The organism is Gordonia sp. SMJS1, from assembly GCF_029866425.1.
Taxonomy (GTDB): domain Bacteria; phylum Actinomycetota; class Actinomycetes; order Mycobacteriales; family Mycobacteriaceae; genus Gordonia; species Gordonia hongkongensis.
Map to the genome: position 1 here is coordinate 154,895 of NZ_CP123381.1, position 24,461 is coordinate 179,355.

Annotated in this window: 20 protein-coding genes; 12 read left to right on the top strand and 8 right to left on the bottom strand. The window is 70.5% G+C overall.

What is annotated here, in order from left to right; genetic code table 11:
• Window positions 1-181 precede the first annotated feature (181 nt).
• From QAD21_RS00775 to QAD21_RS00785, 3 genes are all read left to right on the top strand, one after another.
• A complete protein-coding gene (locus QAD21_RS00775) occupies window positions 182-661 on the top strand; it encodes a hypothetical protein (RefSeq protein ID WP_211539184.1) in 480 nt (159 codons plus the stop codon).
• 108 nt (window positions 662-769) lie between these two features.
• On the top strand, window positions 770-2,137 hold the full coding sequence (locus tag QAD21_RS00780) for an MFS transporter (protein ID WP_065631324.1): 1,368 nt from the start codon (window positions 770-772) through the stop codon (window positions 2,135-2,137).
• 73 nt (window positions 2,138-2,210) lie between these two features.
• Window positions 2,211-3,728 (top strand): ATP-dependent DNA ligase, encoded by a 1,518-nt coding sequence (locus QAD21_RS00785; protein WP_280360375.1) that lies wholly within the window; start codon window positions 2,211-2,213, stop codon window positions 3,726-3,728.
• Window positions 3,729-3,809: 81 nt separating this feature from the next.
• Here the strand turns inward: QAD21_RS00785 and QAD21_RS00790 are convergent, their stop codons facing one another.
• Window positions 3,810-4,676, bottom strand: a complete 867-nt coding sequence (locus QAD21_RS00790) for an anti-sigma factor (RefSeq protein WP_165629265.1) — start codon at window positions 4,674-4,676, stop codon at window positions 3,810-3,812.
• A 366-nt stretch (window positions 4,677-5,042) separates the two neighbouring features.
• Window positions 5,043-5,450, bottom strand: a complete 408-nt coding sequence (locus tag QAD21_RS00795; protein ID WP_058253395.1) for a YccF domain-containing protein — start codon at window positions 5,448-5,450, stop codon at window positions 5,043-5,045.
• An 83-nt stretch (window positions 5,451-5,533) separates the two neighbouring features.
• Between QAD21_RS00795 and QAD21_RS00800 the strand changes: the two genes are divergently transcribed.
• Window positions 5,534-5,797 carry a hypothetical protein gene (locus QAD21_RS00800; RefSeq protein WP_058253394.1) on the top strand — a complete coding sequence of 88 codons (264 nt, stop codon included), beginning with the start codon at window positions 5,534-5,536 and terminating at the stop codon, window positions 5,795-5,797.
• 419 nt (window positions 5,798-6,216) lie between these two features.
• Here QAD21_RS00800 and QAD21_RS00805 read toward each other — a convergent pair whose 3' ends face one another.
• Window positions 6,217-6,780: a maleylpyruvate isomerase family mycothiol-dependent enzyme gene (locus QAD21_RS00805; RefSeq protein WP_068971494.1), complete on the bottom strand. Its 564-nt coding sequence runs from the start codon at window positions 6,778-6,780 to the stop codon at window positions 6,217-6,219.
• 37 nt (window positions 6,781-6,817) lie between these two features.
• Here QAD21_RS00805 and QAD21_RS00810 point away from each other — a divergent pair, with 37 nt between their 5' ends.
• The 4 genes from QAD21_RS00810 (at window position 6,818) to QAD21_RS00825 (ending at window position 11,267) form a co-directional block, all read left to right on the top strand.
• Window positions 6,818-7,645: a helix-turn-helix domain-containing protein gene (locus QAD21_RS00810; RefSeq protein ID WP_068971489.1), complete on the top strand. Its 828-nt coding sequence runs from the start codon at window positions 6,818-6,820 to the stop codon at window positions 7,643-7,645.
• 119 nt (window positions 7,646-7,764) lie between these two features.
• Entirely contained in the window at window positions 7,765-9,057 is a 1,293-nt protein-coding gene (locus QAD21_RS00815; protein WP_068971490.1) for a GAF domain-containing protein, read from the top strand.
• A 157-nt stretch (window positions 9,058-9,214) separates the two neighbouring features.
• Window positions 9,215-10,738: an aldehyde dehydrogenase family protein gene (locus QAD21_RS00820; protein ID WP_004021499.1), complete on the top strand. Its 1,524-nt coding sequence runs from the start codon at window positions 9,215-9,217 to the stop codon at window positions 10,736-10,738.
• Between the two features lie 103 nt (window positions 10,739-10,841).
• Entirely contained in the window at window positions 10,842-11,267 is a 426-nt protein-coding gene (locus tag QAD21_RS00825; RefSeq protein WP_065631317.1) for a DUF779 domain-containing protein, read from the top strand.
• 77 nt (window positions 11,268-11,344) lie between these two features.
• On the opposite strand, the gene QAD21_RS00830 is transcribed toward QAD21_RS00825, so the two are convergent.
• Window positions 11,345-11,809 carry a hypothetical protein gene (locus QAD21_RS00830; protein WP_211539205.1) on the bottom strand — a complete coding sequence of 155 codons (465 nt, stop codon included), beginning with the start codon at window positions 11,807-11,809 and terminating at the stop codon, window positions 11,345-11,347.
• Between the two features lie 309 nt (window positions 11,810-12,118).
• Here QAD21_RS00830 and QAD21_RS00835 point away from each other — a divergent pair, with 309 nt between their 5' ends.
• Complete coding sequence (locus QAD21_RS00835) at window positions 12,119-12,661, top strand: hypothetical protein (RefSeq protein WP_058253388.1); 543 nt, start codon at window positions 12,119-12,121, stop codon at window positions 12,659-12,661.
• Here QAD21_RS00835 and QAD21_RS00840 read toward each other — a convergent pair.
• The 4 genes from QAD21_RS00840 to QAD21_RS00855 all read right to left on the bottom strand — a co-directional run bounded on the left by QAD21_RS00840 (window position 12,642) and on the right by QAD21_RS00855 (window position 19,677).
• Window positions 12,642-14,147: a dynamin family protein gene (locus QAD21_RS00840; RefSeq protein ID WP_280360376.1), complete on the bottom strand. Its 1,506-nt coding sequence runs from the start codon at window positions 14,145-14,147 to the stop codon at window positions 12,642-12,644. The genes QAD21_RS00835 and QAD21_RS00840 overlap by 20 nt on opposite strands.
• On the bottom strand, window positions 14,144-16,150 hold the full coding sequence (locus QAD21_RS00845; protein ID WP_280360377.1) for a dynamin family protein: 2,007 nt from the start codon (window positions 16,148-16,150) through the stop codon (window positions 14,144-14,146). Before QAD21_RS00845 ends, QAD21_RS00840 begins: the two co-directional genes overlap by 4 nt.
• Before the next feature lie 189 nt (window positions 16,151-16,339).
• The gene (locus tag QAD21_RS00850) at window positions 16,340-17,866 is read right to left on the bottom strand and encodes a hypothetical protein (RefSeq protein WP_280360378.1); all 1,527 of its coding nucleotides are present in this window, start codon (window positions 17,864-17,866) and stop codon (window positions 16,340-16,342) included.
• Between the two features lie 5 nt (window positions 17,867-17,871).
• Complete coding sequence (locus tag QAD21_RS00855) at window positions 17,872-19,677, bottom strand: IniB N-terminal domain-containing protein (protein WP_280360379.1); 1,806 nt, start codon at window positions 19,675-19,677, stop codon at window positions 17,872-17,874.
• 349 nt (window positions 19,678-20,026) lie between these two features.
• On the opposite strand from QAD21_RS00855, the gene QAD21_RS00860 reads away from it, so the two are divergent.
• From QAD21_RS00860 to QAD21_RS00870, 3 genes are all read left to right on the top strand, one after another.
• Entirely contained in the window at window positions 20,027-21,787 is a 1,761-nt protein-coding gene (locus tag QAD21_RS00860; protein ID WP_280360380.1) for an Hsp70 family protein, read from the top strand.
• Between the two features lie 35 nt (window positions 21,788-21,822).
• Window positions 21,823-22,911, top strand: coding sequence for a hypothetical protein (locus QAD21_RS00865; RefSeq protein WP_280360381.1), 1,089 nt, complete (start codon window positions 21,823-21,825; stop codon window positions 22,909-22,911).
• A 1,112-nt stretch (window positions 22,912-24,023) separates the two neighbouring features.
• On the top strand, window positions 24,024-24,314 hold the full coding sequence (locus QAD21_RS00870; protein WP_247450837.1) for a helix-turn-helix transcriptional regulator: 291 nt from the start codon (window positions 24,024-24,026) through the stop codon (window positions 24,312-24,314).
• Window positions 24,315-24,461 lie beyond the last annotated feature (147 nt).

A 24,461-nucleotide genomic window follows, 5' to 3' on the forward strand; every position in this document is an offset into this window, starting at 1 on the left:
CGCTGCGAACGGCCTCTCCCGTGCGGTGCGGGAGCATCCTCTCATCATCGCGGTCCACCGGGACTGATCGACAGATTGATCGGGCATTGTCTGGAAGAAGGGACGTCGAATGGATACATCGGCTTTGCGGGCGGTCACTGACGATGTGGGTGCGCAAGTCTCGGAGATGACAGTCGGTGACATGGCCATCCGGACCACTTCGGGGTGGGGCGACCTCGGTGATCTGTACCTGGCCGCCGTCGAACGAAACACGCGTCTCACAGCGCTCCTCACCGGCGAGGAGCTGAACTCTCGGCGAGCTGCACCGATGGACAGGGCATCGTTCCCGCTGGTGGCGGACCAATACGGAGGCGGATTCGAACACCGATACCGGCGAAGTGCCGACCTGCTGGTCGCCGCCTTCGCCGAAGTCCTCGACACGCAACGGGTCGTCGACCTCGACGGCACCCACACAACTGTGCGAGCGCTCTACGACCACGCGGTCCGCGATGCCTTCCTGCTCACGTGGAACATCGCGACCGCAATCGACATCCGGTACCAGCCGCGACCCGACATCGTCCGAGGGGTCGTACAGACGATGCTCTCGGACCTCGAGGATGCCGATCTGGCAACGGCAGTCGACGTCCTCGTCCAACTGACGGGTCCACACCGGGACAAGTGAGCAGTCGGGTTGGACTGCGATGCCGCGTCCGCTGGGTGTCGCGGTCCGCTCAGCTTTTTCTCAGGGGTCGGAATCGATCGCTCGAGCCGCAGGCGTAACGTCGCGCGAATGAGCGATTCCGCGGTCCGCAACATCGACCATCCCGATCAGGCGCCGGTACCCCGCAGCCGCATCGTGGTCGCGTCGATGATCGGGACGAGCATCGAGTTCTTCGACTTCTACATCTATGCCACGGCCGCGGTCCTCGTGTTCCCGGTGCTGTTCTTCCCCAAGGGGGACGACACCGCGGCGCTGCTGTCGTCGTTCGCGACCTTCGGCCTCGCGTTCGTGGCGCGGCCCATCGGCTCGATCCTGTTCGGGCACTTCGGCGATCGCATCGGACGTAAGGCGACGCTAGTCGGTTCGCTGCTCACCATGGGCATCGCGACCTTCGTCATCGGCCTGCTGCCCACCTACGACTCCGTCGGTTACCTCGCGCCCGCGCTGCTGGCGCTGATGCGGTTCTGTCAGGGCCTCGGGCTCGGTGGGGAGTGGTCGGGCGCAGCGCTTCTCGCGACCGAGACCGCGGAGAAGGGCAAACGGGCGTGGGCGGCCATGTGGCCGCAACTGGGTGCGCCGATCGGGTTCTTCTTCGCCAACGGCACCTTCCTGCTGCTGATGCTCGCCCTCGATTTCGACGCCGCGACCGCCGACCCCGACCACGCCTTCATGACCTGGGGCTGGCGAATCCCGTTCCTGGCCAGTGCGATCATGGTGGCCGTCGGGCTGTACGTGCGTCTGAAGCTCACCGAGACACCGGTGTTCGCGAAGGCCGTCGCGGACGGCAAGAAGGTCAAGGCGCCGCTGGCAGAGGTCGTCAAGACCAGCTGGCGTCCGCTCATCGCCGGCACGTTCATCATGGTCGCGACGTACACGCTGTTCTACATCGTGACCACCTGGGTGATCTCCTACGGCACCGGCAAGGTGACCGACGAATCGGGTGTGAAGCTCTCCATCAGCTACGTCGACTTCCTGCAGCTGCAGCTCGTCGCGGTCCTGTTCTTCGCCGCGTGCGTGCCGATCTCGGGTCGCCTCGCCGACCGGTACGGCCGCCGCGCCTTCCTCATCGTGATCACCGCGGCGATCATCGTCTTCGGTCTGTGCTTCCAGTGGCTGCTCGACCCGGCGTCGATGACCGACGGCATGATGCTGTTCTTCCTGATCCTCGGAATGACGCTGATGGGTCTCACCTTCGGGCCGATGAGCGCGATCCTGCCCGAGCTGTTCCCGACCAACGTGCGCTACACGGGTTCGGGCGTGGCCTACAACGTGGCGTCCATCCTCGGCGCCGCCGTGGCCCCGTTCATCGCGACGTGGATCGTCGCCGACTACGGCGTCGGCTGGGTGGGCGTGTATCTCGCGGTCGCCGCCTGCGCCACGATGATCGCCCTGCTCAGCGTCCGCGAGACCAAGTCCGTCGACCTCACCGAGGTCTGAGTCCGGACGGGTTGTCGGGGGCTCGGCGTACCGTCGGACAGGTGAATGCGCGTCCGACACCAGGCGAGACGACATGAGGCTGATCGACGTCGTCGAGACCTCCGCAGATGTCGCGCGAGACCGGTCGCGGATCCGGAAGACGACGGTGCTCGCCGACGCGCTCTCCCAGGCGACCGACGAGGAACTGCCGGTCGTCGTCGCCTGGCTGTCGGGTGAGATCCCGCAGGGCCGGCTCGGCGTCGGGTGGCGGTCCCTGTCCAAACTGATGGCACCACCGGCCGATTCGCCGACCCTCGAGGTCGCTGCCGTCGACGCCGCGCTCGGCGAGCTCGCGTCCGCGTCGGGCCCGGGTTCGACGAAGCGCCGAGGTGAGATCATCGCGTCGTTGTTCGGCGCGTCAACCGAGTCCGAGCAGAAGTTCCTCGTGGCACTGCTCACCGGTGAATTGCGGCAGGGGGCGCTGGCCGGTGTCATGACCGACGCCATCGCGAAGGTCACCGGCCAGGATCTGGCTCTGGTGCGTCGCGCGAACATGCTGACCGGTTCGCTGCCGGTCACCGCCGCGTTGGCCCGGTTCGGCGCGGAGTCGCTGGCGGGGGTCGGCCTGGAGGTCGGACGCGCCGTCGAACCGATGCTCGCGACACCCGCCGACGACCTCGACTCCGCGCTTGCGCTCCTCGGGCCCGACCTCGTCGTCGACTACAAACTCGACGGGGCCCGAATCCAGGTGCACCGCAACGGAACCGAGATCTCGGTGTTCACCCGCACGCTGCGCGACGTGACGGCGAACGTCCCCGACCTCGTCTCGGTGATCGCCTCCCTGCCCTGCGACTCGGTCATCCTCGACGGCGAGACGTTGATGCTCTCCGACGACGGGCGCCCGCGGTCGTTCCAGGACACCATGAGCCGGTTCGGCTCTGGACCCACCGCGGCCGGCGAACCCGAACGCCTGCTCAAGCCGTTCTTTTTCGACTGCCTTCATCTCGACGGCGTCGACCTCATCGACCGGCCGCTGTCCGAGCGGCTCGCCGCGATCGACTCGATCGCCCCGCAGTTGCGCATCCCCGCGGTCACCCGGCCGAGCGTCGAGGAGGCCCGCAGCCACTTCGACGCCGCGATGGCCGACGGCCACGAAGGTGTGATGGTGAAGTCGCTCGCCGGCCTGTATGTGGCGGGTCGCCGCGGAAAGGCCTGGCAGAAGGTCAAACCGACGCACACGTTCGATCTGGTGGTGCTCGGTGCCGAATGGGGCTCGGGCCGGCGGTCGGGGTGGCTGTCGAATCTGCATCTCGGCGCCCGCGATCCCGAGACGGGTGAGCTCGTGATGGTCGGCAAGACGTTCAAGGGCCTGACGGACGAGCTGTTGCGCTGGCAGACCGAGGAGTTCCCGAAGCACGAGACGCACCGGGACTCGTACACGGTGTACCTGCGTCCGGAGATCGTCGTCGAGATCGAACTCGATGGCGCGCAACGGAGTTCGAGGTATCCGGGCGGGGTCGCGCTGCGCTTCGCGCGCGTGGTGCGTTACCGCCCGGACAAGACTCCCGCGCAAGCCGACAGCATCGAGGCGATCCGCGCGCTGTTGAAGTGAGTCCGAAAACCACCCGTAGGAAACGGACAGCCGACGATGCGTCGCGTGTCCGGTTCTACAGGGTGGTTTTCGACGAGATACTCAGAGCAACGACAGTTGTGCGACCGGGGTGGTGGTGGGACGGTCCGAACCGCCGGGCGGTTCGACGGTGAACGCGAGCGTCGAGGCGTCGTTGATCCCGGAGAGCACGGCGGTGGTGACCGGTTCGACGTCCTGGTCGGTCATCGTGCCGGCCGAGCGAGCGCCGCCCGGCCCGATGAGCCACATCTGGTAGACGGTCCCCGGCTGTGGTGGCGGGACCGAATCCATCACCAGTACACCGGTATCCGCCGACTTGGCGAGATAGACGGTGACATTGCCGGTAGCTACCGGGCCGCCCGTCGACCGCAGGTCCTCCGCGGAGAAGACCTGTTCGGCCGGTGAGGCCAGTGGGCGGACCTCCGGTTCCGGCGAGCTCGACTCTCCCATGACCCACCCGGCGGCGCCGATGGCGACGGCCGCCACCGCCGCGGCGGCGAGATACGTCCAGCGGCGAGGCAAGCGCCGTCGGTCGTCCGATCCGACCGTCGGCGTCACGGGGGCGGGAACGCTCGGATCGGATGCGGCAGGCGCGGATTGCTGCTGCGGAGGCGGCGATCCCGGCCCGGTCGGCGCCTCGGCGCCCGGGGCGGCAACGTCCGGCGCGTCGAGACCGGCGTCGGCGCGCGCAGCGGAGAGGATGCGGTCACGGAGCGTCGGCGGAGGCGGCGTGGCCGTCGTCTTGCTCAGCGCGGCCAGCGCCTCGCGGGTCGCGCGGACCTGCTTGTCGAACAAGGTCTGAAGATCCTGCGGCGCGGCCGCGACCCGAGCCTGGACGTCGCGCAATTCGTCGGCGGACAGTGCGTCGAGCGCGACCAGGGGTGCCATCTCCAGCAATTCGGCAGCGTCGGGATCGAGATGATCAGCCATCACGTGCCTCCTGCCGTCGTCGAACGATCTGTTGCTGTCCCTCCGAACGCCGCTCTCGGCGGGCGGGCGTCACGTTTCCGCGTGGGCCCGGAGGCAACGAGGCTGCGGCAAGAAGTATGACGTGCGCGGATGGTGTCCGGGGTATCCGGGATGTCGGCTGAACGACTCCTGGTGGAGTCGGGCGCCGGTCGCGTACAACGAGAGACAGGCCGTCGCCACCGGCGGCAGCGTCGCGTCCGTGCCGAGCCACGCGCTCGCGACGTCAGTCTGGGACCCGAGTGTCATGCCACCTGTTCGGATCCATCGGCGTCCCGGATGGGTTGGGTGGCGGATGGGTCGGGGGAGGTCAGCGCGACGTTCGGTGGATCACATCCGCACCGGCGTACCGCCGGGCATCCGCTGATCGGTCGGGACGATCTCGGCGCCGAGGGGCAGAAGCGACACCGGCACCATCTTGAAACTCGCGATGCCGAGGGGGATGCCGATGATCGTGAGGCACATCGCGATGCCGGTGGTGATGTGCCCGATCGCGAGCCACAACCCGGCCACGATGATCCAGATGACGTTGCCGATGGTCGACGCGACGCCCGCGGTCGGCTTGCGGATGACAGTTCGTCCGAAGGGCCAGAGCGCGTAGCTCGCCATCCGGAACGAGGCGATGCCGAACGGGATCGTGATGATCAGGATGCAGCAGATGATGCCGGCGACGACGTAGCCGATCGCCATCCACAGTCCGCACAGGACGAGCCAGATGACGTTGAGGATGGTCTTCATCCCACCATTGTCCATTCGGCACCGACCGGTGGGGACAAATGCGAGACGCGCGAGGCCTGCCCGCGGCCCGGCCCGACATTACGATGACCGACGTGGCGGGAAGTCCGGGGCGGGCGCGTGAGGCGGTGTGGGCGGTGCTCGCCACGGTCGTCCTCGTGATCCGCATTCTGGCGACCATCGCGCTCGTGCTGTTCGTGATCGGCTGGGCCGTCGCGGCGGTCCGCGACTCGCTCGACAACGCGTTCCTCTGGCCGTCGATCGGTGCCGGCATCGCACTGCTCGCGAGCACCTACGTCTACGGCCACCTCCGCGCGCGCTACCCGCGGCACAACGGCTGGATTCCGTGAGTTCTGCGCACCGCTCCCTCGGTGCGTGCGGGCCCGCCCCCGCTCCCTGAGTTGCGAGCGAGGCCCCGCTCAGCGCTGTTTGAGTTGCGGGCTAGGCCCGCCCCCGCTCCCTGAGGAGCGGCCGGAGCTTGCGCTGCGTCATTCCGCTCCCTGAGGAGCGGCCGGAGCTTGCGGAGGCCGCGTCACGAAGGGTCCTGGTGAGGCACGCTCACCAGGCCCTTCGAGGCTCGTCGCTATCGCTCCTCGCACCTCAGGGAGCAAGAGGAGACTCGCACCGCAGGGAGCAAGGGGAGGCTCGCACCTCAGGGAGCAAGAGGAGACTCGCACCGCAGGGAGCATGGGGAGGCTCGCACCTCAGGGAGCAAGGGGAGGCTCGCACCTCAGGGGGCAGAAGGGGGCGTCTGGTCCCCGCAGGGACCTCAGGACGCGACGCGACCCAAACGGGCGAGCAGCGTCGTCTGACGATCGGCGCCGGCCGGGATCTCGACCTTGCGACACACGCCTTCGGAGTAGATCGCGTCGCCGAAACCGTCGATAGCGGCTTCCATCTCGGACAGGTCGTCGTCGGAGAACCGATGGTCGGTACCGGCTGCGCGGGCGATGTCCCAGCGGTGGGCGACCATGTCGAAACCGTAGAAGCGGATGAGGGTCTCGCCGATCGTCGTCGGTCCGAAGTGTCCGTCGAAGGTGCGTTCGCCGACGGTCGGGTCGGCGAGCAGTCCGGCGACGGTGTCGCGGTGGGTGTGCCAGGCGGCGGCCGGGTCGTCGAGCGAGGGTGCCGGTCCGGCATCGATGTCGTGGTGGGAGAAGAACTCGCGCTGGGTGTCGATGACGTGGCCGACGACGTCGCGTCCGGTCCATCCCTCGCACGGCGAGTCCGCGGTCCAGGTGCTCGCGGGCGCGGCATCGAGGACGGTGGCGAAGCCGTCGGCGAGGCGGACGTAGTGGTCGAGCAATGGTGAGGTGTCGTTGATTGCGGTCATGATGAGAGTCAACCGCGAGACCACGGGACGGTGATTGATGAAACCCGACAATCCGGCGCGGCTCGACGACGTCGAGCGCGCGCACCTCATCGACCCGTCGGACGCGAGCTTCCGCATCGGACGGTGGGCGCCGAGCCCCGATCTGGACGAACTGGTGCGCCGCTTCTGGGTGCCGGTGTGGTGGGTCCCGCCCGGGGCGGAGGCGCCGCAGCGCGTCCTGCAGTACCCCGTCTGCCTCATCGTCGTCAGCAACACCTACGCCCGCTTCTACGGCGTGGTGACCGGGTTGTCGGAGACGGTGCTGACCGGCGACGGCTGGGCAGTCGGGGTGATGCTCACGCCGGGCGCCGGGGGAGTGCTGACCGGTGACGTCGGGAAATGGACCGATCGGCATGCCGAACTGTCCGAGGTCTTCGGTGAGCGGGGCACCGACCTCGAGCGGTCGGTGCGGTCGGTGATGGCTGTCGAACCCGGGGTCGAGACAACCCAGCGTTCTGCGACCGGCCGCGTCGAGGATTGGCTGCGGTCATATCTCCCGCTCGACGACGACGGCCGGCTGATCAACGCGATCGTGGAGTACGTGGAAACCGATTCGTCGGTGGTGGCGGTCGCGCAGATCTGCGAGCGATTCCACCTCACCGAACGCAGCCTGCAGCGGCTGACCCGGCGTCGTCTCGGTCTCACCCCGAAGTGGCTCATCCAACGTCGACGGCTCCACGAGGCGGCCGAGCGGCTGCGCGACCGGTCGGGGACGCTCGCCTCGCTGGCGGCGGAGCTGTCCTACGCCGACGAGGCGCACTTCGTGCGTGACTTCAAGACCGTCACCGGTATGACCCCGCGGACGTTCTCCGCGCGGTTCGGTTAGGCCGGGTGCGGTCCTTCACCGGCGACGACCAGCTCGGTGTTTGTTGCCGAGATCACATCGCGGCAGGCAGAATCGTCGACATATCGGGCAATCGACTCGGCTGATCGTACGGAGGGTGCATGACGGACGCGGCTTCGGTGGCCACGCGCATCCGCCGGGCGTACGAGGACTTCCTCTCCGGCGGCAATCCGCCGGCCGATGCGGTTCGGTCGATCGTCCGCGACTCGTGGGCGAGGTCCCTGACCGGCGGAGTGGACCCCAGCGACGCGACCCCGAACGGCGATCGTGCCTCCGCGATGTCGCCTGCGGAGTTCGCCGCCTACCGCGCCGCGCATCCAATCACCGCCGTCCGGCCGTTGGTGCAGTCCCTGATGGTCGACGCCATCGCCGACACGGGGGTCGTCGTCGCCCTGACCGACCAGTCCGGGCGCCTGCTGTGGATCGAGGGCGACTCGGCCGCCCGTGATCGCGCCGGCCACATCGACTTCGTCGAGGGCTCGGTGTGGAGCGAGGAGGTCGTCGGCACCAACGCCCCCGGACTGGCACTGGCCGTCGATCGGAGCGTCCAGGTCGTCGGGCCCGAGCACTTCGCCGGGCCCGTGCAGGAGTGGAGTTGTGCAGCGGCGCCTGTGCACGACCCGCTGACCGGGCACGTGATCGGTGTCATCGACGTGACCGGCGGGCGCGAGGTCGCGGCGCCGTTCGCGCTGGCGGCGGTCCGGTCGGTGGTCGCCGCTGTCGAGCGCGAACTGCGGGCAGGCGCCGTCGATCTCGCCGACCCGGCCACCTTCGACCCGTCACCGGGCGCGCGGGCCGCGGCCCACCTCGCCGTGCTCGGTGACGGCCCGGGACGCTGGCATCGCGCCGCCGACGGGCCCGGCGCCCGCACCCTGTCGCGCCGGCATGCCGAGATCCTCGTTCTGCTGCAAGCATTTCCAGAAGGTCTGAACACCGAACAGCTCGCCTTGAAGCTGGCCGAGGACGGGCTCGACCCGGTCACGGTGCGAGCCGAGATCTCCCGGCTCCGCCGCGACCTCGGTGCCGACGTCGTGGCAAGCAGGCCCTACCGCCTCACTCTCGACATCACCTCCGACGTCGACGCCCTCCGGTCGCGCATCGCGTCGGGTACGGATCTCGCGTCGGTGGTCGACGACCTCGGTCGCGGCGGACTGCTCGCCGAGTCGAGCGCGCCGGGCATCGTCGACATCTTCGAGGAACTCCGGGAAGATCTGCGGTCACGTCTCTTCGCGTCCGGCGACGTCGCGGCCCTCCGCCGGTGGACGTCGTCGACCCACGGACGCGACGACCTCGCCGCCTGGCGCCGCCTCGAACACCGCCTGCCGGTCGGCGATCCCGACCGGGCCGTCGTCGGCGGCCGCATCCGACTCCTGGACAAGAGGTACGGGGCGTAACCGGCTGAGCTGCGTCAACAGCAGGTGGCCAACGTTGCAACGCTCGTGCAACCACCCCGCTCCTAGAGTGTGGAGCAGATCACAACGGACGCCTCCGGTGTCCCGTGTGACATCCGCAGAGCGTCCTCAGCTTGAGGCCCACACGCAAGGAGCAACCATGACCGTCTTCGCAAAGCCGGGTGCCGATGGCTCGGTGATGAGCTACGAGTCGCGCTACGACAACTGGATCGGCGGACAGTGGACCCCGCCGGTGAAGGGTCAGTACTTCGAGAACCCGTCGCCCGTCGACGGCAAGATTTTCTGCGAGGTCGCACGCTCGACCGCCGAGGACATCGACCTCGCGCTCGACGCCGCCCACAAGGCCGCACCCGGATGGGGCAAGACCCCCGTCGCCGAGCGCTCGCTGGCCCTTCTGCGCATCGCCGATCGCATGGAGGAGAACCTCGAGAAGCTGGCCGTCGCCGAGACCTGGGACAACGGCAAGGCCGTCCGCGAGACCATGGCCGCCGACATCCCGCTGGCCATCGACCACTTCCGCTACTTCGCCGGCGCCCTCCGCGCCCAGGAGGGTTCGATCTCCGAGGTCGACGAGGACACCGTCGCCTACCACTTCCACGAGCCGCTCGGCGTCGTCGGCCAGATCATCCCCTGGAACTTCCCGATCCTGATGGCAGTGTGGAAGCTGGCACCCGCCCTCGCCGCGGGTAACGCGGTGGTGCTCAAGCCCGCCGAGCAGACGCCCGCGTCGATCCTGTACCTGGTCAGCCTCATCAGCGACCTGCTTCCCGCCGGAGTCCTCAACGTGGTCAACGGGTTCGGCGTCGAGGCGGGCAAGCCGCTCGCGTCGAGCAACCGTATCCGCAAGATCGCGTTCACCGGTGAGACCACCACCGGCCGGCTCATCATGCAGTACGCCTCGGAGAACCTGATCCCGGTCACCCTCGAGCTGGGCGGCAAGAGCCCGAACATCTTCTTCAACGACGTGATGTCCGCCGACGACGGGTTCCTCGACCGCGCGCTGGAAGGCTTCTCGATGTTCGCGCTCAACCAGGGCGAGGTGTGCACCTGCCCCAGCCGCGCACTCATCCAGCAGGACATCTACGACGAGTTCATCGCCAAGGCCGTCGACCGCGTCGGAAAGATCAAGCAGGGCAACCCCCTCGACACCGACACGATGATGGGCGCGCAGGCCTCCAACGATCAGTTCGAGAAGATCTCCTCCTACCTCGCCATCGGCAAGGACGAGGGCGCCGAGGTGCTGATCGGCGGCGAGGCAGCCGAACTCGACGGCGACCTGGCCGGCGGCTTCTACATCAAACCGACTGTCTTCCAGGGCAACAACAAGATGCGCATCTTCCAGGAAGAGATCTTCGGCCCGGTCCTCGCGGTCACCACCTTCAAGGACTTCGCCGACGCCATGCACATCGCCAACGACACGCTCTACGGGCTCGGTGCCGGTGTGTGGAGCCGCGACGGTGCGACCGCCTACCGGGCGGGCCGCGAGATCCAGGCCGGCCGGGTGTGGACGAACACCTACCACGACTACCCGGCGCACGCCGCCTTCGGCGGCTACAAGCAGTCCGGTATCGGTCGCGAGAACCACCTCATGATGCTCGAGCACTACCAGCAGACCAAGAACCTCCTGGTCGGTTACGCTCAGAGCGCCAAGGGTTTCTTCTGACCCGTCGAGCCCTTCGAGGCTCGTCGCTAACGCTCCTCGGACCTCAGGGAGCGGAGGGGTCGCGCTCCTCGCACCTCAGGGAGCAGACGAAAGGTGATTGACGATGACCGCCGAGCAGAGTGTTCCTGATCGCGTGGTCGCCACAGACTCCGCCGTGCAGCTCCTGACCAAGTTGTCGGAGCTGCACGGCGGCCTCATGATCCACCAGTCCGGTGGGTGCTGTGACGGCTCGGCCCCGATGTGTTATCCGGTCGGGGAGTATCGCGTGGGCCAGCGAGACGTGCTGGTCGGCGAGATCGAATTACCCGAACCCATTCCGGCCGTTCGGGTCTGGATCAACGGTGACCAGTTCGAGCTGTGGAAACACACTCAGCTGATCCTCGACGTCGTGAAAGGCCGCGGTGCCGGATTCAGTCTCGAGGCACCGGAAGGGGTTCGTTTCCTTTCGCGGGCACGGACTTTCACCGACGAGGAGAACGACCTGCTGGCGACGTCGCCACCACTGACGGGGGCCACCGCCGGCCCCTGAGGTCCGACCCACACAGAATGCGTCGTAGGTACCGGAAACCGGTACCTACGACGCATTCTGCGTTTGTCCGCGGTAGTTCACCACTGGTCGAAGCCGACGTTGACCTGGGGGTATCCGGTGTCGATGTGGTTGTTCATCCAGTAGTTCTGGGCGTGGGGTCCCCAGATGCTGCTCATGGCGGTGTTGACGTTGTGGGGGTGGTTGGTGAGTTGGTAGTTGGCGGTGGGGCCGAACAGTCCGATGCGGTAGATGGCGTTGACGTCGAGGTGGTTGGTGAAGGGTGCGGTGGCGGTTATTGTTTCGGTGGCTCCGGGGTAGAGGATGTGTTGGGGTGCGTTGATCCATTGGCCGCCGTCGGCGTTGGCGCCTTGGAGGTATTCGGGCTTGTCGGTGTGGTTGGTGATGGTCATGGCGACGGTGGGTTCGCCGGGTCGGGTGATGGGTAGGGTGCCGGCGTGGGCTGCGCCGGCGGCGCCGAGGGCGATGCCGGTGGCGGCGACGAGTCCGAGGGTGGCGGTGGCGATGCGGGTGGTGGTTTTCATGGTGGGCTCCGGTGTGGTGTGGGGGTTGTGTTGGTGACACCACTGACTCTGCCGGGGATGGGTGGTCGGGGGATTCCGCTGACCGGGTGATGGGTGGGGTGAATGGCACGTCCACCGATCGGGGGACGTGCGGTGGTGGTTGCCGGGTGGCTTCGACTCGGCTCCTCGCTGCGCTCGGTGCCGGCTCAACCAGCGGTGGGTGACGGCTCAACAAGCGGTGCGCGGTGGTCGCGGGGCGGCTTCGAGAACGATGATCCGAGGTTGCGCCGGTTCGGGGTAGCGGAACGCGCAGGCAACTACCATCGAGGGATGTCGAACGCCGACGGCTCTCCGCCTCCCCGCCCGCGCGTCGCCGTCACGCCGCTGCGCCCGCAGCGGCCGGTCGGACGCTCCCCGGTCACTCGCTATGTGATCCTCGGCTGGTTGGTGTCGGTGGCCCTGGTCGTGGTGACCGTCGGCCTGACGCTGGTGTCGCTGAACGACATTCGGTCCGTCCTGGCCGCCGATCTCGTCCGGACCAATCCGGGCAGCGGGACCGATGCCGCACGCGCCGTGGACATCTCGTTGATGGTGGGCGGGGCGATCGCTCTGGTCGTCGTGCTCCTCGGGCTGTTCGGGTCCGCGCGACTCTGGGACAGTCGACGGTCCGGCCGGAGCATCCTGACGGTCGGTGCCGTCGTCGCCGTGGCCGGCGCCGTGGCCTTCCACCTCACCGTCAGCCCGTCCGCGACGGCACTCGCCGACGCCGGACTTCCGATTGTCGCCCAGTGGATTCCGGTGGCGGCCGCGCTCGTCGCGGTCGTCGCCACCGGAGCGTCCTACACCCGGTCGGTCACGGCATCCCTGCGCTGAAACCCTCGCCGCCGGTCCGGACCGCCTCACCGAGTTGGGCGACGATACCCTCGGCACTACGCACCGCGACCTGACACGCCGACGCCGAGGCCGGCGCGAGGAGCGGATGCCCGGCACGTGCCCGCCAGGTCCGCGCGGCGTCGATCGCCGCGTCCCGCAGTGTGTACAGGTCGGCGGTCGCGGGCAGTCCGAGGCGGGCCGCGGGATCGATGCCCGACCCGCCGATGAGCCGGGTGATCTCGGCCCTCTGATCAGGGGGGAGGTCAACGCCCCCGGCCCGGATGGTGCCGAGCAGACGCAGCTCGCGGAAACCGTGGACGTCCGCGAGTTCCCGGCGAACCGCGGCCCGGACTTCGCGCGCCCCCGCCGACGCTGACGCGGCCAGGAGGTGATCCATCGTCACCAGCGCCGAATGCGACTTGAGCTGGTCCGCGCGCTGCCCGAATTGGGTGTCGATGATGGCGCTCAGCTCCGAGAGTCCGCTGCGCTCGACGAGTTCGGCGGCCAGCGCCGACGACGAGCCGGCACCGAACCGGATGAGCGTGACCGCCATTCGGATGCCGAAGGCGCCGAAGCGTTCGGCCAGCGAACGCCGCAGCTCGGCGGGTATGTCGGGCAGGATGTCCGGACGGGAGAACCGGTCCATCGTCAGCAGGGCCGCCTCGAGGTCGGGTGCCGGGGTCGCGGCCAGCTGTGCAAGCGCGCGGAACTCGACCTCCCGCATGGTGCGGGCGGCCAGTGCCAGCAGTCCCGCCACCGGCACGACCGCCTGGCACAGGCCCGTGCGTTCGAGCTCGCCGGCGAACCGTCCGGCGATCTGGTGCGCGGAGATCATCGCATCCATCCGGCCGGCACCGAGCTCGTCCGCGCGGGAGACGACGCCGATGACACCCAGCGGGCCCGACGATCCGCCGATGGCCGACCCGATGCGGCGCAGCATCGTCGTGTCGGTGGCGGTCAGTGAACGCAACAGGTAGACGACGGCGTCCACGCCGGACTGACCGTCGTCGGGGGTGAGGAGCCGGATTGTCGACGCGGACAACTCCGTCGACAAGGACGCCGTGCCCGGGGTGTCGACGATGGTCGTCGACTGCAGGGCACGCGCGGGCCATTCGACGTCCAGACGGTCGACGCGATCGGCGGTGAGTCGCCCGAAATCGAAGCCCAGTCGACCGTCGATGCGGGTGACCGGGATGCCCACCGCGCGACCGTCGTCGACGTGTGCGGTGACCGACGGCGACCGGCCGTTGCGGTACCAGGTGACGACCCGCGTGCACTCGGTGGCATCGGTGGGGGCGATGTCCTGTCCCACAAGGGCGTTCAGCAGCGTCGACTTGCCAGCTTTGAGCGAACCGGCCAGGGCGACCCGCACCGGTTGGTACAACCGGTGGGCGCACACGTCGAGCTCGGCCTGTGCGTGCGGGTCGTCGGCGAGGGCGGTGCGGGTGGCGTCGAGAAACCCTCGGACGCGGGCGATGTCGGTCATCGGCGCGGGAGCTCCGCAGCGGGTTCCTCCGGGTCGAGATGATCGGCCGCCTTGCGCAGCGCGGCGACCGCGGTGAGCCGGGACTCGAGTTCGGCGACGCGTCCGGATCGCTCCGAATCGGCGAGGGTCGCGGCAGACTGTGCGGCACTGAGGGATTCCGAGATCGAGCGTGCGGTCTGTTCGGCGACCGAGGTGAAGTGATCGCGGAGGACTCGCTGGATGACCCGCAGCCGGTCGCGGGATTCCTTGCCGACCTGGAAGCTGACGTCGTCGGTGAACGCGCGCACCGCGACCTTCGCCTTGGCGCGGCGTTCGAGGACCTTCGCCTCCTTGTCATCCCGGTACGCCTTGGTGCCGAGCAACAGACCGGCGCCGACGGACACCGGGTTGATGAGCGCCATGCCGACCATCGTCGAGATGAGTCCGAACATCAGCACACCGCCGTACGAACCGCGCATGCCGATCAACAGCTTCTGGGCGAGACCGACTCTGCCGCTGTCGAGTTCGGCGAGCTCGGCCACGGAATCGAGCACACCGGTCAGATCGGCGACGTCGATGTCGGGCAGCGAGTTCTGGCCGGCCGCCGCGAAGTGGTCGGCCACCCGCTCGGCGAGCCACACCGATCGCTCATGCGCCCAGACGAAGTTGTCACCGATGACGGCGGCGGTCTGATCGGCCAGCCACTCGCTCAGCTGTTCCCAGTCGACCCCCGGATCGCCCTCGTCGATGGCCCGTTCGGCTTCCCGGGTCACCGCGCGGAGACGGTCCCGCAGGTCGTGGTCGATGTCGGCGGCGAGGTCGGCGATGCCGTCGGCCAGCGTCTGCTGCCACTGAGCGGACTGACGTCGCATGGCCTCCGCGTCGGACTTCGCCTCCCGGAGCGCGCCGACGGCGCGGCCGGCGGTCTCCGGATCGCGCAGGGCGGCGAGTTCGCTGCCCAGGGTGAGCGCGAGATGTTCGCTGACGACGCGCAGATCGGTGGCGACGGTGGTCCGGGTCGCCTGTCGTGCGGTGGACACCACGCGCTCGCGCAGGTACCGGTACAGATCGAGGAACCCGGCCTCCGCGTTGAGTTCCTCGTCGCCGAGCCGCAGCGCGTGGGTGCGCAGCACCGATGAGACGGGCAACAGCGGGATGTCGAGGCCGGCGGTTTGCAGATGGCTCCGGTCGGCGTCGACGACGGCGCGCCAGTGCGGGTACAGGTCGGTCTTCGTGATGAGGCACGCGATGGTCGGGCACAGTCCGGCGACCTGCTGGAGGAAGGACATCTCCGGCGCGGTGAACTCCTGGCTGGCATCCGACACGACGAGCACCGCGTCGGCTGCCGCGACCATGCCGAGAGTCGCTGCGGCATAAGGGTGTCCGTGGCCGCCGACACCGGGGGTGTCGACGAGGACGAGACCGTCGGCGAGCAACGGGCCGGGTGCCTCGATCTCGAGCCGGAGGACCTCGCGGCCACCGGCGAGCGGGGAGTCGGGGGTGATGCCGGCGATGGCGTCCATCGGCACCGGGATGCGATTGTCGGCGGCCGGGCCGTCGACTATCAGATGGGCCGACGGTTGCGTGGCGTGCGAGATGACCGTCGGCACCGCGGTCGTCTCGTCGTCGCCGACCGAGCACACGTCCAGGTTGAGCAGTGCGTTGACGAACGAGCTCTTGCCCTGTTTCAGCTGACCCACCACGACGATCCGCAGGCGGGGGTCGGTGATCCGGGTGCGCGCGCCGTCGAGGCGACTGACGAGATCGTTACGGCCCGCCTCCCGGGCCACCTCGGACATCGTGGTCAGCAGGTCGCCGATGGTGTTCGGCACCTGCGTCCGTGCCGGGGTCGCCACTGCCGGGGTCGCCGGGGCTGGGGCCGTGGTCGCGGGTGGCCGGGGCGGGGCAGCGGCGTGTGCCGGTGCGGTCGGGGCTGCTGCCTTCCACGTGGGGGCGGGATCAGGTGCGTCCCGATCGGCGGCGTGCCGGCCGACGCGAGGTGGTTCGGCGGGTGGAGTGGTCATGGTGTCCTCACGGTAGCGGTGAGTCGGCCCGTCCGGTCGGCATCGCCGGGGCTCCGCACTCGTTCGGGCGGTGCGTGCGAACATGCCGGGCGAAGGCGGGGCCGGACGAGGACCGCCCCGGGGCCGGCCCACGTCCAGGGTTGCTGGAGCGTGGGACGATCCCGGGGCGGGTTTGCCGACGTGACCCGGTCAGTCGGCGTCGGGTCCGGCGTCCGGGGTGTTGACGCCGATCCCGGTGTCTGTGTCGCCACCGAGGCCACCGGTCAGGCCTCCGGTGAGACCGCCGGTCAATCCGCCGGTGAGGTCGGCGGTCGTGTCGGCCACGCCTCCGACGGTCGAGTCGACCGCGCCGCCGACGGTGGTGTCGACCGCGCCGCCGAGTTCGGCACCGGTGTCGGTCACGCCGCCCAGGTCCAGGCCGCCGTCCGCGCCGGCACCGCCGCCGGCGTCCACGCCACCACCGACCACTGCGCCGCCGGTCAGACCACCGGTCACCCCACCGACGATGTCGGTGGTCGTGTCGAGGGTGCCGCCGACCCCGGCCTCGAGTGAGCCCGCGGCGTCGCCGACCACGTCCACTGCGCCGCCGGCCGTGCCGGAGATCGCGGTGGTCAGTTCAGATGTGACCTCTGCGGGCAGCTCGGTGTCGAGCGCACCGCCCAGGCCGAGGTCGCCGCCCAGACCGAGATCCCCACCGAGGCCTCCGCCCACGCCTGCGCCGGCGCCGAGAGCACCGTCGAGAACCGGACCGGCGGTGGCGCCCAGATCGGCCTCGCCGTTCCCGGCGCCCAGGCCGGCGAGTCCGGTCTCGAGGGTCCCCTCCAGGCCGCCCTGCAGAGTGCTGTCCAGCCCGGCGACCAGGTCCGTGCCGGTCTCGGCGACGGTGCCCAGGCCGGCCAGTGTGCCCGCGCCCAGGTTGCCGGTGAGGCTGTCGACCACTGTGCCGCCGAGGGTTTCGGTGACCAGGAGCGGTCCGCCCACGGTGATGGTGCCCTCGGGGGAGAGGATGAGGCTCGGGTTGACGATCGCCTCGAGTTCGCCGCTCAGCGCCCCGCCCAGGCCACCCGTCGCCTCCAGGGTCGAGTCCAGGGTCGCGACGAGGCCGTCGGTGGCCGACAGATCCACGTCGAGTGCGGAGCTGAGAACGGTGCTGAGGGCTGCCGGGAGTTCGGCCCCGCCGGCCAGCTGGCCGGCCAGCGAACCACCCAGCTCACCGCTCAGCGCGGTCCCGAGGACGGCGCCGAGGGACGCGCCGAGGTCGGCACCCACATCCCCGCCCGCAGCCAGCACGGCCTCGAGGGTTCCGCCGAGGTCGGCGGCGGTCTCGGTCACCAGGCCCAGTCCCGCGCCGGCGTCGAGTGCGGCGTCCAGCGCCCCGCCCAGCTGTGTGATGAGGGCGCCGTCGACGCCGAGTGCACCGCCGAGGTCCGCGGCCAGCAGTTCGCCGACGTTCAGGCCGGCACCGGCGGCGGCGTCGAGGATGCCCTCGATGCCTGCGGCCGCGCCCAGCACGCCGCCCAGGGTGGCGCCGAGTTCGCCCGCGAGCTCACCGCCGCCACCGACGATCGCGCCCAGTTGCGCGGCCAGGTCGGTGGCCAGGCCGCCCTCGAGCAGACCCGTGAGGTCGGCGCCGAGGACGCCGCCCAGTTCGAGTGCGCCACCCAGCGCGGCCCCCAGGTCGGCGCCCGCGGCAGCACCGAGGACGCCGGTGAGCACGGTGCTCAGCGCGGTGTCGAGGCGGCGCCGGCCGACAACAGTCCGTTGAGCGCGGCTCCGAGTTCGGTGCCGAGACCGCCCGCGACCCCGAGGCCGCCGCCGAGAGCGCCCTCGACCGCGCCACCGAGACCCGCGCCCAGTCCGGCACCGAGTCCCAGTCCCGCTTCGAGTGCGCCGCCGACACCGGCTCCGAGGGCACCGCCGAGACCGAGACCGGTTTCGAGGGCACCGCCGAGTCCGGCAGTCAGATCGGCGGCCAGGCCACCTTCGAGGGCTGCGGCCAGCGTGCCGCCCAGGGCCGCACCGAGACCGGCGGCGGCTTCGCCACCGACTTCGAGGCCGGCGGCCAGAGCGCCGGCGAGAGTCGTGCTGAGATCGCCGCCGGCTTCGAGCAGCGCCTCGACGTCGACGATCCCGCCGGCTTCGAGGACGGATTCGAGCGCCGCGGCGAGTCCGGCCTGTGCGCCGCCGCCGACACCGAGGACGGCGGTCAGGGCGCCACCGAGGACGGCGTTCGCGCCGGCCGCGCCGGTCAAGACCAGTCCGCCGGTCGCCGCGGCCGTCGACGTCAGGGCCACACCGAGTGCGGTGCCGACGGACGCGGCCGCGGTGCCGCCCGCGGCCAGGGTCGAGCTGAGCGCGCCGCTGAGGGTGGCGCCGAGTTCGCCGGACAGGTCGGCGATGGCCTGCGCGTCGAGCAGACCCGACAGCGTCGCCGAGAGGTCACCCGCGACAGCGAGAGTGGAGGTCAGCGCGGCGGTCAGATCGCCGGACAGTTCGGCGCCGAGACCGAGCGCGCCGGTGAGTACCGCCGAGAGCGCGCCGCCCGCACCGAGACCGGCACCGAGCGCGGCCGCGAGGTCGGCGCCGAGTGCGCCGCCCGCGCCGATCGTGGCGCCGAGCAGACCGCCCAGCGTCGCGCCGAACGAGCCGGCGAGTTCGCCACCCAGTTCGAGCGCCGTCGACAGCTGCGCGGCGAGACCGCCCCCGAGTCCGAGCCCGAGGTCGGCGCCTGCGGCGAGGAGTGCGTCGAGCGAAGCCCCGAGCTGGGCGACCAGGGCGCCCTCGGCGCCGATCGCACCGGCCAGCGTCCCGGCGATGACCGGTCCGATGCCTGCGGCGAGCTCGAGGCCACCGTCGACGACCGTCTCGAGCGCGGCTCCCAGCGCGGCACCGAACTGCGCGGCGATCGCGCCGCCGGCGCCCAGGCCCGCGGACAGCGCTGCGCCCAGGGCGACGGCCAGCTGGCCCGCGAGGTCGAGGTCACCGAATGCGATACCGCCGAGGTCGAGATCGGCCAGGGACAGACCCGAGAGGTCGATGTCGCCCAGTCCGATGCCGCCGAGGAGACCGCCGAAGTCGATGTCGCCCAGATCGATTCCACCCAGATCGAGTCCACCCAGATCGAGTCCACCGAGGTCGAGGTCGCCCAGTTCGAGCCCACCGATACCGCCGAGGTTCACGTCACCGAGGTTGACGTCTCCGCCGCCGACGTTGATGTCGCCGAACTCCAGGCCGCCCAGGCCGACTCCGACGCCACCGCCGCCGATCACGCCGCCACCGACCGCGCCGCCGCCGATCACGCCGCCGCCGACCGCCCCGCCGCCGGCACCGATGATCGCACCCAGGCCACCGCCCGCGGCCAGACCGCCTCCGGCGACCAGCGGGGCGGCTGCGGAGATGTCGGCGGGGGTGACGCCGGTGAGTCCGGCGCGATCGATCGCGGCCTGGGGATTGCCGCAGTAGGCGTTGAAGGATTCCTCGTCGCGAAGCAGACCGAGGATGAAGTCGAGTACCGCGTTGGTCGCCATGGCGTCGTTCCTTGCGTCGGGGAGATCGCAGTTCGATCCCGTGTCGAGTTCGACCGTATGGACTTCGGGGCCCGACGACATCGGGGTAAATCCCCAGTCCTGCCGACGACCGGGGGGTGGGTCATCCCCCAAGGGGATTTCGACCGGGGACGGGGTCCGGGCGCCGCCGGCATAGGGGGGTCGGGACTTTCCCCCTAATCCCCGGCCAGGGCTAACACCAGGGGGCCGGTCCGCGACACACTGGGTGAAGTGCGCCGCCGGGGCCGGGGCACGTGACATCGACGGATTGCCCGCACGACGCGGCACCGTCACCGCCCACCGTCTGCAGGTGCGAACAGGAGTGAGCGTCATGGCCATCGGGATCGGTGTGAAGATCGGGTCCGCGAACAGCGTGGCGGTAGCCGCCTCGGAACAGTCCTGGGAGGGCGCGGTCTCGGTCGAGACGTCCGCTCTGGTGGATGCCGACGACTTCCTCGGACGGGTCGGCGACCCGGTCCCGATGCTCGACGACCACGGCCGCACGATCGCGGCCGCCGACCTCTACGCCGACGCGGTCGCGGCGCTGGTCGCCCGGCTCGACCTCGGCACGGACAGCGTCGACTCGACACCGTCCGACGACGTGCACCTGACCGTCGTGCACCCCGACAACTGGTCCGATCAGGCCGTCGAAGACGCCCGGGCGGCACTTGGCGCCCACCCCGACTCGGTGCCGGCGGACGCGATCACCTGGGTGCCCGAGTCACGGGCGACCCTGGCCGCAGCCGAACACGCCGAGGGCGCCTTCGGCGACGGCGCGGTCGTCGTCTGCGACCTCGGCGCCACGGGGCTCACCGTCTCCGCCCTGGCCACCGGCTCCGATCCGGCCCCGGTCGGCCGTCCGTTGCATCTGGACACCGTGAGCGGCAACGAGTTCGACCGCCTGCTGCTGGCGCACACCCTGCGGGTGACCGGTGCCGACGCCGAGGTCGACGCGGGTCTGGCCGACCCAGCCCGGAGCGGCGCCATCCTCGACGACGTGAACCGGCTGCGGGAAGAGTGCCGCCGGGCCAAGGAGTCCCTGTCGGTGGACACCGACACCGTCGTCGACGTGCGGATCGGGCAGGTGAGCACCGAGGCGCGGCTGGTCCGCGACGACATCGAGGACCTGCTGCGCGCACCGGTCATGGAGGCGGTCGCGCTGGTTCGTGAAGCGGTCTCCGCGTCCGCCGTCGGCCACGACTCGTCGGGCGCGCACGCGGCCCCCGGGATGAAGCCGGCCGGGGTGTCCGCGGTCCTGCTCGGTGGCGGCGGTGCGGCGATCCCGCTCGTCACCGAGATGCTGTCCTCGACCCTGCGTCTGCCGGTAGTCCTCGACCCCGACCCCGCGTCCGCCTCGGCAGCCGGCGGTGCGCTGATGGCCGGCACGACGCTCGCCGCCCGCCGGTCGGCGAGCGCGCCGGCCGCCGCCACGACCGCGGCCCTCGTCTCGGCCGCGCCCGAGGAGCGGCCGCTCCGCGAGATCGTCCCGGCTCCGAGCACCCCAGTCGCCGAGCCCGCTCCCCGGTTCTCGCGTCGTAAGCGGGGCACCCTCATCACGGTCGGCGCCGCCGCACTGGCGCTCGTCACGGCAACCGGCCTCTCCGTCGGCACCGGACTCGTCGGCTCGGTCGGCGAGGCGACGCCCCCGCCCGCGGGAGCGGCGACCACCACGGCCACCTCGACGCAGAACCCCGGTGGCGCCCCGGGCACCACCGCGACCGGTGCGCGTCCCGGCACCACCGCGGCACCGGTGACCGGTACGGGGACCCGGGCTCCGGGTACCGCAACCGATTCGCCGCGGCGGACCGCGGCCGGCGCCCCGTCTGCGGGCGCCCCGTCTGCCGGCGCCCCCGCGCCCGGAAGCACCCCCGGCCGGCCTGCACCGGCGCCCGCGCCTGCTCCAGCGCCCGCACCAGCACCAGCACCAGCACCAGCGCCGGCGCCCGCTCCGGCTCCGGCACCAGCGCCTGCACCGGCGCCGGACTACCCCGAACCGGACACCGGCGGTGGCGGCATCACCCCGGGCGGGGTCCTCGACGGCACCGGCCGGGTGCTGTGCGGCGTCACCGGCGTCGTCGGCATCGACTGCTGAATCCGTTGACTCCCCGGTCACCCCTGGACCGTTCGATGACCCCGACGACACCGGTCTCCACGATCGGTGACCGTCCGGACCCGTCCTCGGCCGCGTCGCGCACCTCGTCGTGGGTGGCGAGCATCGTCGATCGCGCGCAGGCGGGCCATCCGCTGTGCGCCGTGGCCGTCGGCACCCCCGGCAGCGGACGCTCGGCACTGCTGAACGCCGTGCACGAACAACTCCGACGACGGGACCTCCCGGTGAGTGTGGGGCTGCCCGCCGCGGACGGCGCGGGTCCCGTGTTCGTGCTGGCCGACGACATGCATCTGTGGCCGGTGGCCATGTTCGAGACCGCGCTGGGCATGCTCGACGCGGGAACGATCGGGCTGATCGCCACGATCGAACCGCGGGAACTGGACCCGAACGTCCGCCGGTTGCGCGACCGCGCCCGACCGTTCGGGGCGGTCCTCGAACTCGAGGCGCTGGGTACCGCCGATGTCCTGACCCGCGCGTCCCGCGCCGGGCTGACCCTCGCGCCGACCACGGCATCGCTGATCCGTCGACGCTGTGGCGGTGCGCGAGCTCCCATCGACACTGTGCTGCGGGCGCTCCGGAGCACTTCGAGCAGCGCCTCGCGCGTCATAGACGAGCCGGGGGCCGACGAAATCGCCGTCATCGATCGGGTGTCCCGCGAGTGGCACCATCGGCTGCTGCGCGGACTCGATCCGCTCACGCTCGCGGTGCTGGCCCTCGCCTCGGTCCGGGCGCCCCTCGACCCCGACAGCGTCGCCGAAGCGGCGGGCACCGACCGAGCCGCCGCGCTCGAGGCGTCGACCGGGCTCGCGGGTGCGGCCTGTTACGCGGCGCGGACGTCTTCGTCTCGGCTGCGGCCGGTCCACTGCGTGATGTGTTGGGAGACAAGCAGATCGACGAGCTACGACGCAACTCGGTCGTCGTCGGACTGCGTGCGACCGAGCTCACCCCCGACACCGCGCTGCTCGCGGCCGAGGCTGGTGTCGACGACCCGCGGATCGTCGACGCGCTGCTGGCCGGCGCGGTCGACGCGACCGCGGCGCGGGCGGTGGTCCTCCTGCAGGCCGCCGATCGGGTGGAGCCGGGGCGTGATGACGTCCGGCTCCTGATGGCCCAGCGTGCCCTGGCATCGGGGGATCTCGACGGTGCGGGTGCCGCGGCCGACCGTCGGCTGGAGTCGGCCGCACCCACAGACGAATGGGTCGCGGAGTGGGTGGAGCTCGCCGCCGCAGTCGCGGCGCGGCGCGGACTCGCCTCGCACGCCGCCGACCTCTACCGCTGGACGGGACCCGATCTTTCTGCATCGCAGTCGTTGTCGGCTGCAGTCGCCCTGCTCGCGGTCGGAGACCGCGCGGCGGCCACGGCCATCGGCGCGGCCGATCGTGGCCGCGCGCCGGTGGCGAGTCGGGCCACACGGTCGCTGGTGGTCCGCGGGCTGCTGGCCACCCTCGACGACACGGCCGAGATGAGTACCGGCGACGCGGTCGACGTCGTGGTGCGCGGGATCTCAGCGGGAGCGACGTCGTCCCGAGGCCCGTCTGCGGCCCGAATTCTGCACGCGGCCGCCGCGGTGGCGTTGAACCTCGGCGACACCGCTGCCGCGCAATCGATCCGGACGGTGGCGGCGGAGCCGGCCCGAACCATTCTCGACGCCGAGGCCGCGCTCACCGTCGGCGATCTCGAAGCGGCGGCGCGTCTGCTCCCGACGGCGGAACCGCAGGGGATGTCCGAACGCCTTCGGGTGCAGGCCATCCGGCTCGGGTTGGCCCGGCGCCACGGTGACCTGTCCGCGCTGTCGGACGCGTGGCAGGACGGCCTGTCGCTCCTCGCCGCCATCGAGGTGGACCTCTACCTGTTGCGTTCGCTCGGCGAGTTCTGGATCGCCGCAGCGCGACTGGGTCAGATTCCCGCGATTGCGCGGTATGTGGACGCAGCCGACCGGTTGCTCGCGGATCTTGGCGACCCCCCGGCGTGGTCGGCGTCGTGGGACTTCGCGGGCGTCCAAGCCGTTGCCATCACGCGCGACCAGTCCGCTGTGGCGCACCGGTTGACTCGTCTCGACCTCGCCGCGCCGCAGAACCGCACGGCCGGGTCGTTGTCGACCGGTGCGCGCGCCTGGGTCGCGCTGAACGACGCCGGCGAATCAACGGAACCTGTCACAGCCGCCGTCGAAGCGCTACGGAGCATCGGATTACACTGGGAGGCAGCGCGTCTCGCGGGTATGGCCGCGTCTCGCGCCGACGATCCTGCGACCGCGGCCGGCCTCCTGGACACCGCTCGCTCGGCCGGTGAAGATCGGCGGCTGACTCCACAGGTCGGCGGGCCGCTCACCGGTCGCGAAGCCGAGGTCGCCCACGAGCTGCTGCAGGGTTTCACCTACCGGGAAATCGGTGAGCGCCTGTACATCTCGGCAAAGACCGTCGAGCATCACGTCGCCCGGATCCGACGCCGGCTCGACGCCGGATCACGGTCGGAACTGATGGCTGCCCTCCGCGCGGCTGGGTATCGGTAGGCAGGCTCGCGCCGCCTGTGCTGAAAACCGCCCGACAGCGGCCCGGCGCGAGCGATATGTTGTCTGTCCGTTTCTGTGGGGCGGTCTTCCGGGACGGAATGACTCAGTGCCACGGTCGAATTCGAGAACCGACAGCAGATGATCACG

Bases quoted from the DNA above. Each gene is read 5' to 3' on its own strand.
- QAD21_RS00775 (WP_211539184.1), top strand. From the start codon at position 182: ATGGCCATCCGGACCACTTCGGGGTGGGGCGACCTCGGTGATCTGTAC.
- QAD21_RS00780 (WP_065631324.1), top strand. From the start codon at position 770: ATGAGCGATTCCGCGGTCCGCAACATCGACCATCCCGATCAGGCGCCG.
- QAD21_RS00785 (WP_280360375.1), top strand. From the start codon at position 2,211: ATGAGGCTGATCGACGTCGTCGAGACCTCCGCAGATGTCGCGCGAGAC.
- QAD21_RS00790 (WP_165629265.1), bottom strand. From the start codon at position 4,676: ATGGCTGATCATCTCGATCCCGACGCTGCCGAATTGCTGGAGATGGCA.
- QAD21_RS00795 (WP_058253395.1), bottom strand. From the start codon at position 5,450: ATGAAGACCATCCTCAACGTCATCTGGCTCGTCCTGTGCGGACTGTGG.
- QAD21_RS00800 (WP_058253394.1), top strand. From the start codon at position 5,534: ATGACCGACGTGGCGGGAAGTCCGGGGCGGGCGCGTGAGGCGGTGTGG.
- QAD21_RS00805 (WP_068971494.1), bottom strand. From the start codon at position 6,780: ATGACCGCAATCAACGACACCTCACCATTGCTCGACCACTACGTCCGC.
- QAD21_RS00810 (WP_068971489.1), top strand. From the start codon at position 6,818: ATGAAACCCGACAATCCGGCGCGGCTCGACGACGTCGAGCGCGCGCAC.
- QAD21_RS00815 (WP_068971490.1), top strand. From the start codon at position 7,765: ATGACGGACGCGGCTTCGGTGGCCACGCGCATCCGCCGGGCGTACGAG.
- QAD21_RS00820 (WP_004021499.1), top strand. From the start codon at position 9,215: ATGACCGTCTTCGCAAAGCCGGGTGCCGATGGCTCGGTGATGAGCTAC.
- QAD21_RS00825 (WP_065631317.1), top strand. From the start codon at position 10,842: ATGACCGCCGAGCAGAGTGTTCCTGATCGCGTGGTCGCCACAGACTCC.
- QAD21_RS00830 (WP_211539205.1), bottom strand. From the start codon at position 11,809: ATGAAAACCACCACCCGCATCGCCACCGCCACCCTCGGACTCGTCGCC.
- QAD21_RS00835 (WP_058253388.1), top strand. From the start codon at position 12,119: ATGTCGAACGCCGACGGCTCTCCGCCTCCCCGCCCGCGCGTCGCCGTC.
- QAD21_RS00840 (WP_280360376.1), bottom strand. From the start codon at position 14,147: ATGACCGACATCGCCCGCGTCCGAGGGTTTCTCGACGCCACCCGCACC.
- QAD21_RS00845 (WP_280360377.1), bottom strand. From the start codon at position 16,150: ATGACCACTCCACCCGCCGAACCACCTCGCGTCGGCCGGCACGCCGCC.
- QAD21_RS00855 (WP_280360379.1), bottom strand. From the start codon at position 19,677: ATGGCGACCAACGCGGTACTCGACTTCATCCTCGGTCTGCTTCGCGAC.
- QAD21_RS00860 (WP_280360380.1), top strand. From the start codon at position 20,027: ATGGCCATCGGGATCGGTGTGAAGATCGGGTCCGCGAACAGCGTGGCG.
- QAD21_RS00865 (WP_280360381.1), top strand. From the start codon at position 21,823: ATGACCCCGACGACACCGGTCTCCACGATCGGTGACCGTCCGGACCCG.
- QAD21_RS00870 (WP_247450837.1), top strand. From the start codon at position 24,024: ATGGCCGCGTCTCGCGCCGACGATCCTGCGACCGCGGCCGGCCTCCTG.